This is a genomic window from Bacillus sp. ISL-7 (assembly GCF_018613065.1).
Genome location: NZ_JAGGQW010000099.1, coordinates 1 through 7,268, shown reverse-complemented (window position 1 = coordinate 7,268; position 7,268 = coordinate 1). Strand labels below are relative to the sequence as shown.

9 protein-coding genes are annotated in these 7,268 nt (G+C 36.9%); 6 read left to right on the top strand and 3 right to left on the bottom strand.

The features are described from left to right. Positions 1-42 precede the first annotated feature (42 nt). The gene (locus tag J7E66_RS30320; RefSeq protein WP_215007510.1) at positions 43-315 is read right to left on the bottom strand and encodes a hypothetical protein; all 273 of its coding nucleotides are present in this window, start codon (positions 313-315) and stop codon (positions 43-45) included. A gap of 268 nt (positions 316-583) precedes the next feature. On the opposite strand from J7E66_RS30320, the gene J7E66_RS30315 reads away from it, so the two are divergent. Together J7E66_RS30315 and J7E66_RS30310 are read left to right on the top strand one after the other, a co-directional pair. Then, a complete protein-coding gene (locus J7E66_RS30315; RefSeq protein ID WP_215007507.1) occupies positions 584-1,297 on the top strand; it encodes a class I SAM-dependent methyltransferase in 714 nt (237 codons plus the stop codon). Positions 1,298-1,430: 133 nt separating this feature from the next. Beyond that, positions 1,431-1,682 carry a sigma-G-dependent sporulation-specific acid-soluble spore protein CsgA gene (locus tag J7E66_RS30310; RefSeq protein ID WP_215007513.1) on the top strand — a complete coding sequence of 84 codons (252 nt, stop codon included), beginning with the start codon at positions 1,431-1,433 and terminating at the stop codon, positions 1,680-1,682. A gap of 288 nt (positions 1,683-1,970) precedes the next feature. Here the strand turns inward: J7E66_RS30310 and J7E66_RS30305 are convergent, their stop codons facing one another. Next, positions 1,971-2,840, bottom strand: a complete 870-nt coding sequence (locus J7E66_RS30305; protein WP_374103904.1) for a YitT family protein — start codon at positions 2,838-2,840, stop codon at positions 1,971-1,973. A gap of 463 nt (positions 2,841-3,303) precedes the next feature. Here J7E66_RS30305 and J7E66_RS30300 point away from each other — a divergent pair, with 463 nt between their 5' ends. From J7E66_RS30300 to J7E66_RS30285, 4 genes are all read left to right on the top strand, one after another. Further along, positions 3,304-4,557 (top strand): erythromycin esterase family protein, encoded by a 1,254-nt coding sequence (locus tag J7E66_RS30300; protein WP_215007500.1) that lies wholly within the window; start codon positions 3,304-3,306, stop codon positions 4,555-4,557. A 129-nt stretch (positions 4,558-4,686) separates the two neighbouring features. Next, positions 4,687-4,890: a DUF1657 domain-containing protein gene (locus J7E66_RS30295; protein ID WP_088088548.1), complete on the top strand. Its 204-nt coding sequence runs from the start codon at positions 4,687-4,689 to the stop codon at positions 4,888-4,890. A 75-nt stretch (positions 4,891-4,965) separates the two neighbouring features. Then, the gene (locus J7E66_RS30290; RefSeq protein ID WP_088088549.1) at positions 4,966-5,172 is read left to right on the top strand and encodes a DUF1657 domain-containing protein; all 207 of its coding nucleotides are present in this window, start codon (positions 4,966-4,968) and stop codon (positions 5,170-5,172) included. Between the two features lie 20 nt (positions 5,173-5,192). Next, positions 5,193-6,053, top strand: coding sequence for a DUF421 domain-containing protein (locus J7E66_RS30285; protein WP_215007497.1), 861 nt, complete (start codon positions 5,193-5,195; stop codon positions 6,051-6,053). A 52-nt stretch (positions 6,054-6,105) separates the two neighbouring features. Here the strand turns inward: J7E66_RS30285 and J7E66_RS30280 are convergent, their stop codons facing one another. Further along, entirely contained in the window at positions 6,106-7,098 is a 993-nt protein-coding gene (locus tag J7E66_RS30280) for a DMT family transporter (RefSeq protein WP_215007495.1), read from the bottom strand. Positions 7,099-7,268: the final 170 nt, after the last annotated feature.

Sequence of the window (7,268 nt, the reverse complement as noted above, 5' to 3'; positions counted from 1 at the left end):
ACCCTTTCTCGACAATCTGAGTCCGCAATGCGGACTTTTTTTTTAACGTTTATTATCTTTATTTAATGCACTCATCAATAGTTCTTCCGAAAATTCTGTTATCGCTTGATTATCCATTAAATTAAGATTTGTTTTTGGCGTAAAGTTCTTTACCATATTCTGAAAAGGAAGTGCAAGGTCCTTACGTTTTCCCTTTGTCACTCCAAAAACAGCAGCACTTATACCAATGCCTAATAGAGATGCCCACATAGCTCCTCTACTTTTTCGTTTTCTTCTAAACATATTGAAAAACGGCTGAACTTTTACTTTTTTCATCCAAAGCACTCCTTCATATTGAAATGGAAAGGAATCTACCCCTTCCATTTCATTAATTTGCGCGTAATCGCTTAAAATATTAGAAGGAAACTGAACATAATTTGTTATTTGCTGGTAAGTTTTTGAGTGATAAATGTTTTAATGGTCAATTTTTTGTTTACATAATATTTCTATTGTTAATTGTTATTCCGGATCACTATTTAGAAAGAACCTCTCTCCACTAGTTATCATAAAATGCTAAAAGATCATTGAGGTGGTGTCTTTATTTATGGGAGGTTTAACCTATATTGACTTTTTGGCCAAATTTGGCGTGGGTGGGGCCCATCCAGGTGGTATCCCATTAACAAAAAACATACTGTCTGGTGAAAACATTACAAACAAATCCCGCATTTTAGATGCAGGCTGCGGCACTGGACAAACCGCGGCATATTTATATCAGCAATATAAGGCAATGGTAGTAGGACTTGAAATCAATCCAATCATGATAGATAAAGCAAGAATGCGCTTTCAATCATTAAATTTACCCATTCAGTTAATCCCAGGGTCTGTTGAGAAAATTCCCTTTAAAGACAATAGCTTTGACTTTATTTTATCTGAATCCGTTTTAGCTTTTGTTAATAAACCGACCGCACTAAGAGAATTTTATCGAGTCTTAAAAAAAGGTGGACGTTTTATTGCAAACGAAATGACGATAAACACAAAGCTGAGTCAGGATGAAGAAGCTGAAATCATGAAATTTTATGCTTTAGATTCATTATTAATGGAGGATGATTGGAGAAAATTATTAGAGAAAACAGGCTTCCAAGATATTGTCCTAAAAATCGAAAACACTGCTATCAGTCATGGGAACAATACAGCAGAGTTCAATTTTTCCAAAAATTTTGAACCTGAACTTTTCCAAATATTAAATGAACATGGAAATATGGTCTTAAAATACCAGGATATTTTAAGCTATCGAATCATCACTTGTTCGAAATCTTAAAATGTTTATTACAAGCCTCTCTCTTAAGTGTGTTTATCAGAGGCTTTTTTACTGGCCAGCTATTTCCTAACTTTCGCATGTATATTAAAGGAATCTCGTTAAAAAATATGTGGTGAAAGGATAGGTGAAAACCTTGGATAAAACTTTGGGCTACTTAAGAGAAACTTTGTCAAATTACACTGATGACCATTCCGAAGGCAGGCATATTTACCGCAAACTATCGGAAGGTCGCTATGCCTCCGAAGGATCCTTTGTTCGAGATTTGAACCAAAAAGAAATTGCATTTTTAAATAGAATGCTGCCGAAAGAAATTAACTATGCAAAAGAAGAGCAAGATGAAAAAAGGGCTCACGAGCTTAATGAAGTGTTTGAGCTTTTATTCTGAGATTTACTTTATAAAAAAGATGGCAGGAAAAGGGAAATATCCTGCCATCTTTTTTGGAAATAATTCATTTTTCGCAAAATTATTTCCGAGGTAAGCGCAAGGTACGACAAAAGCACCATTCATCAACTCGGGAATTTCAGCATTATCTGACATGAAAATACAAGAAACACACCAAACTAATCGTGATTTTACCGCATTTTAGCCCCATAACGACAAATTGCCAATTTACTTCTAATTTCTACTATAAAGTCAAAGTTCCGCAAAAAAGAAGCCAATGTTTCCCAGCTTCTAATGGATGTCTTTTTTCTTAAATCTGCCACCACGTACCTCAGCGATATCCGCAACAGCTAGAAAGGCACTGTCATCATTTTCAGTAACAATTTCCTTCAATTTTGCTTCTTCAAGACGATTGATAACGCAAAAGATGACTTTTTTATCATCACCTGAGTATGCGCCCTCACCATTGATATATGTGACACCTCGACCCAGACGATTCATGATAGCATCACCAATTTGCTTAGCATTGTCACTAATGATCCAAACAGATTTAGATTCATCAAGGCCAGTAATGGTAATATCAATCGTTTTGTAAGCAACAAAATAGGCAATAAGTGAATACATTGCACGGTCCCACGTAAACACAAAACCGGCACACCCGAGGATAAAAAGATTAAAGAACATAATAATTTCTCCGACGGAAAAAGGAAGCTTTTTATTAAAAAGAATCGCTAAAATTTCGGTACCGTCCAATGACCCTCCATAGCGAATCACTATGCCTACGCCTATACCTAGCACAATTCCTCCAAAAACTGTCGCAAGGAGAATATCCTGTGTAAAAGCTGGGACTGGATGGAGTAGAGTAGTTCCAATAGAAAGGATGAGAATCCCATAAAGTGTTGATAATGCGAAGGTTTTTCCTATTTGTTTATAACCAATAAAGAAAAAAGGTATATTAAGAATAAAGAGGAATATCCCTAATTTCCAACCTGTAACATACGAAAGCATAATAGAAATCCCAGTGATTCCACCGTCAATTACATTGTTGGGAACGAGGAAAATTTCTAAGCCCACTGCCATCAAGGCGGCACCAAGAGTGATTAATAAAATGCGTTGCAGGATCTTTCTCTTTGTTAATCTCCGGTGCTGAATTTTCGCCATAATCTCTTCCTGTTGTTGAATTAAATTTAATTCTTGTATTCCTGACATTATCTGGCCCCTTTCAAAAATAATTTCCTACCTTTATTATAACGAAAAATCAGTACTATTTATAATAAAATGCTTCTTTATTTCTATACTCCTCGAATGAAAAAAGAAGCTACCTCAACTAGTGAAGTAACTCCTTTAATTTTATTAACACCTTAGGGAACCCAACCATGATATCAGCTGATAGATAATTAAATGAAATTCCCTTTTAGCAATCTTATCAATCCAAATGGAAACCTTTACCTATCCCCGATGTGTGTTTGTTCCGTAGAAGGAATTAATTCAATATTATAACACGTAATTTTTTGAATTTAAGGACTATTTGTGCTAAAAATGTTATTTATTGGGTATTTAGGTTAATGAGATAAAGGGGATATTATAGAAAATTGAGGCCTAATGGAAAGGAATGCTCTAACCTATGATTAAAGCCATTAATACCTACGCAAAACCTTTTGAAACAATTGATGATCTTGACCCATTAATAGCCGCTATTGGTGATAAAAGATTTGTCCTACTGGGTGAATCCTCTCATGGCACTTCAGAGTTTTATACACTTCGTGCAGAGTTAACAAAAAGACTAATCAAGGAAAAAGGGTTTTCATTGATTGCTGTTGAAGGTGATTGGCCTTCCTGCCAAAGCATCAATCGTTACATTAAAGGATTTAACCAATCATCACAAGACATTAGAGATGTGCTCGAGGATTTTAATAGATGGCCAACCTGGATGTGGGCAAACCATGAAATCATTGGGCTCATTGAATGGTTAAAAGAGTATAATCACCATAACAACAGAGCCCAAAAAGTCGGTTTTTATGGCTTGGATGTGTATAGTCTTTGGGAAAGTATGGATGAAATTATTCATTATTTAGAAAGGACCAATTCTCCCAGCCTTAAGGAGGCCAAAGAAGCATTTTCTTGCTTTGAGCCCTTTAATCGCAATCATGAATCCTATGCGGTTTCAGCCGGATACCTCTCTGAGAATTGTACAAAGGAAGCACTTGAACTTCTAGCATCCATCCGGAAAAACAAATGGAAATTCGATGACGACCAGGAAAACAGCTTGAATATGGAGGTAAATGCCATTGTTACTGCAAATGCAGAGGAATATTATCGGACAATGGTCACTAGTGATTCTAAGTCATGGAATGTTCGAGACAAGCATATGGTCGAAGCACTCAACTCAGTACGAAGATTTTATGGTGATGATGCAAAGGTAATCATATGGGAGCATAATACACATGTAGGTGATGCCCGAGCAACTGATATGAAGGATGAAGGAATGGTGAATGTCGGACAGCTAATTAGAGAAGAAAACGGGGCCGAAAATGTTTTTATTGTAGGGTTTGGTACGTATAGCGGTACGGTAATTGCCTCCACCGAATGGGGAGTTGACTTTCAAAAAACGGAGGTACCTCCCGCCCAACCCGGAAGCTGGGAATCACTTATGCATATGACAGGGGCTGTAAATAAATATTTGATATTTAATGAACAGAACCGTCATGAATTTACAACAACGATTGGGCATAGAGCAATTGGTGTGGTTTACCGGCCGGAAAACGAACAATATGGTAATTACGTCCCATCGAAAATGGGGCTGCGATATGATGGATTTATTTTTATTGATAAAACAAATGCGTTGCACCCGCTAGTTCTAGAAAATATTCTTGTCTAATGGGATTTTCCAGATAATGTTTCAGGGAAATTTAGAACTAGGCAAAAAAACATTAAATACATATCCACCCGAATAATCCACATACTATTTTTGTAATTTCATTTTATATCAGGAAAGAAGGATTATGTAATGACAGTAGGAACTCAGGTAAAACAAGCATTAGCTGGACTAAAAAGTGCACAGGCAAGTTTTGAAGGATTCGCATTAGCAACTGATAACCAAAATGCAAAGCAGCTTTATCAACAAGCAGCCCAACAAACTCAATCGGTTCTAGATAGCTTAGAACCACGTCTTCAAGAAATTTTGAACGAAGAACCACAATACAATCAATAAAAGCAGTTTTTAGGTTGGCGATTCTGCCAACCCCTTTTTCATTTTTTAATTTTCTTATGAAAGGAAGTTAAATTTGTGACAATCGCTTCTAATGTCAAGCAATGTCTCTCTACCATTAAGGGGATCGAAGCACAATTGTCTTCCTTCGCCTTAAATTCACTCGATAAAGACGCTCAAGCTATTTTTCATGAAGCTACACTAACGATTGAAGAGGTAAAGAAGGATCTACAATACCGTGTTTTGGAACTTGAACGACATGAACCCCAATATATGGGTTCATAAAATTTTGAGGAGAGAAACTAATGCCAGATTGGATTTTTATCATAACTCGTTCATTAATTTTTTTGGGACTTTTATTTATTACAACAAAAGTACTTGGAAAGAAACAAATCTCTGAGCTCTCTTTCTTTGAATATGTTGCAGGAATTACCATTGGAAGTATTGCCGGTGAAGTTGTTACTGGACTAGAAGCAAATGTATGGCATGGAATGTTAGCCGTCCTCATTTTCTTCTTGGTAACTTTCCTCGTTGACTTTGTCTCTCTAAAGAGTAAAGCTTTTCGTGATTTTGCTGAAGGTAAAGGAACCGTGGTCATTAAAGATGGGAAGGTCCTAGAAAATAATCTAAAAAAAGAAAAATATTCGATTGACGAACTTTCTGCGTTACTTCGACAAAAGGATATTTTTAGGATTGCAGACGTAGAATTTGCTGTGTTGGAACCGCGTGGAAATTTAAGCACACTTTTAAAAACAGAAAACCGTCCTTTGACACCTAAAGATTTACAAATGAAAATGGCGAAAGAAAAAGAACCACAAACAGTCATTATGGACGGGAATATCATCGATGAATCATTAAGATGTTCCGGAAAAGGCAGAGGCTGGCTTTATACAGAGTTAGAAAAACTAGATGTGACTCTTGATAATGTTTTCATAGGGCAAGTCGATTCTTATGGAGAGCTAACGGTCGATCTATATGATGATAAAATTCAAGTGCCAGCACCCGCTCAACGTCCATTACTCCTGGCTACACTAAAAAAAGTTCAGGCTGATTTAGAGATCTTTTCTCTTGAGACAGATTGTGATAAATCAAAAGCAATGTATAAGAGAAATTCAGTAAAGGTACAAGAAACAATTGACAAGCTTAGTCCCTATTTAAACGGTTAAAAAAGGTCATGAACTACGAAAAAAAATCCTTATCAATCTAAATTGATAAGGATCAAACATTTCTAGGCACAGTTTTTTTATGACCTTCACTGCGATGATTTTTCGGGTTACTTTTATGCGAAAAAAAGCTGTGCAGGATCATTCCGACCATAACCAATACCATACCAAACCAGGATAATTCAGTCGGGAAAACAGTATTCAAAATTAACAATTCTCCTATTACTGCAAATAAGACCTCTATTGATTGCGTGGCCTCCACAGCAGCAAGCTTTTGCATATTTCCTCTAACAAGATCCGTTGCTTTAAAAAATAGAATGGTTGCAATTACTCCTGAGGTTACCGCAACCAGGCCAGATTGGACTATTTGTCCTTTACTTGGTGGACCAACAGTAAATAAACCATAAATAGATAAAACAACCCACAATGGCAGACTCGCTAATGTCATCCCTAATACCCGTTGAAAGACATCAAGACGCCCTCCGCAAATATCCATCATTTTTCTGTTTCCAAGCGGATAGGCAAATGAAGCGATTAGTACCGGAAGGACACCTAAGGCGATTGCAGTAATCGATATGTGATTTGCCTGTTCCAATTGCATCAGGATAATTCCTAGGAGGATGACTAATGACATCCCTAAACCTTTAAAAGGAATTCTCCCCTTTTTCTGGATTGGTCCTTTTTCAGTCATAACCATTTCGTAAAAAAGTGGGGCCAGCAAGGAACCTGAGATGATTGTGACCTGCCATGTGGCTGCAATGAGCCAGCCTGGGGCATAGGCAGCCGAAAAACAAATCGGACCGTAAAATAAGCCAAAGCCCACCGTGCTCCATATAAACCAACCGCCAGGTCGTTTTCTCATTTCCACAAGTAATGGTTTAAGATTTTTTCTTCCCATCACAATTGTGAAAAGAAATGGAACCATAAAGAAATACCTTAATGATGCACTCCAAATCCAACTACCCCCAGCCTGGACCATCGATCGGTTAAGGATAAATGTAAATGCAAAAAAGAAAGCCGCAAGGATGCCTAAAATTAAGGGCCGCATGGTTCCTCTATCCCTTCTGTATCTATATTTAATATGTACATAGTGTATTTTCCATGAAAGGAGGGAAATCATCAAGTAGTTTCCCTCTCAGGCTGTCGAGAAACTTTCGACAGCCTCTTATTTTCTACAATAACTTTAACCATTCACCGCGTTAATTTATTATAATATTA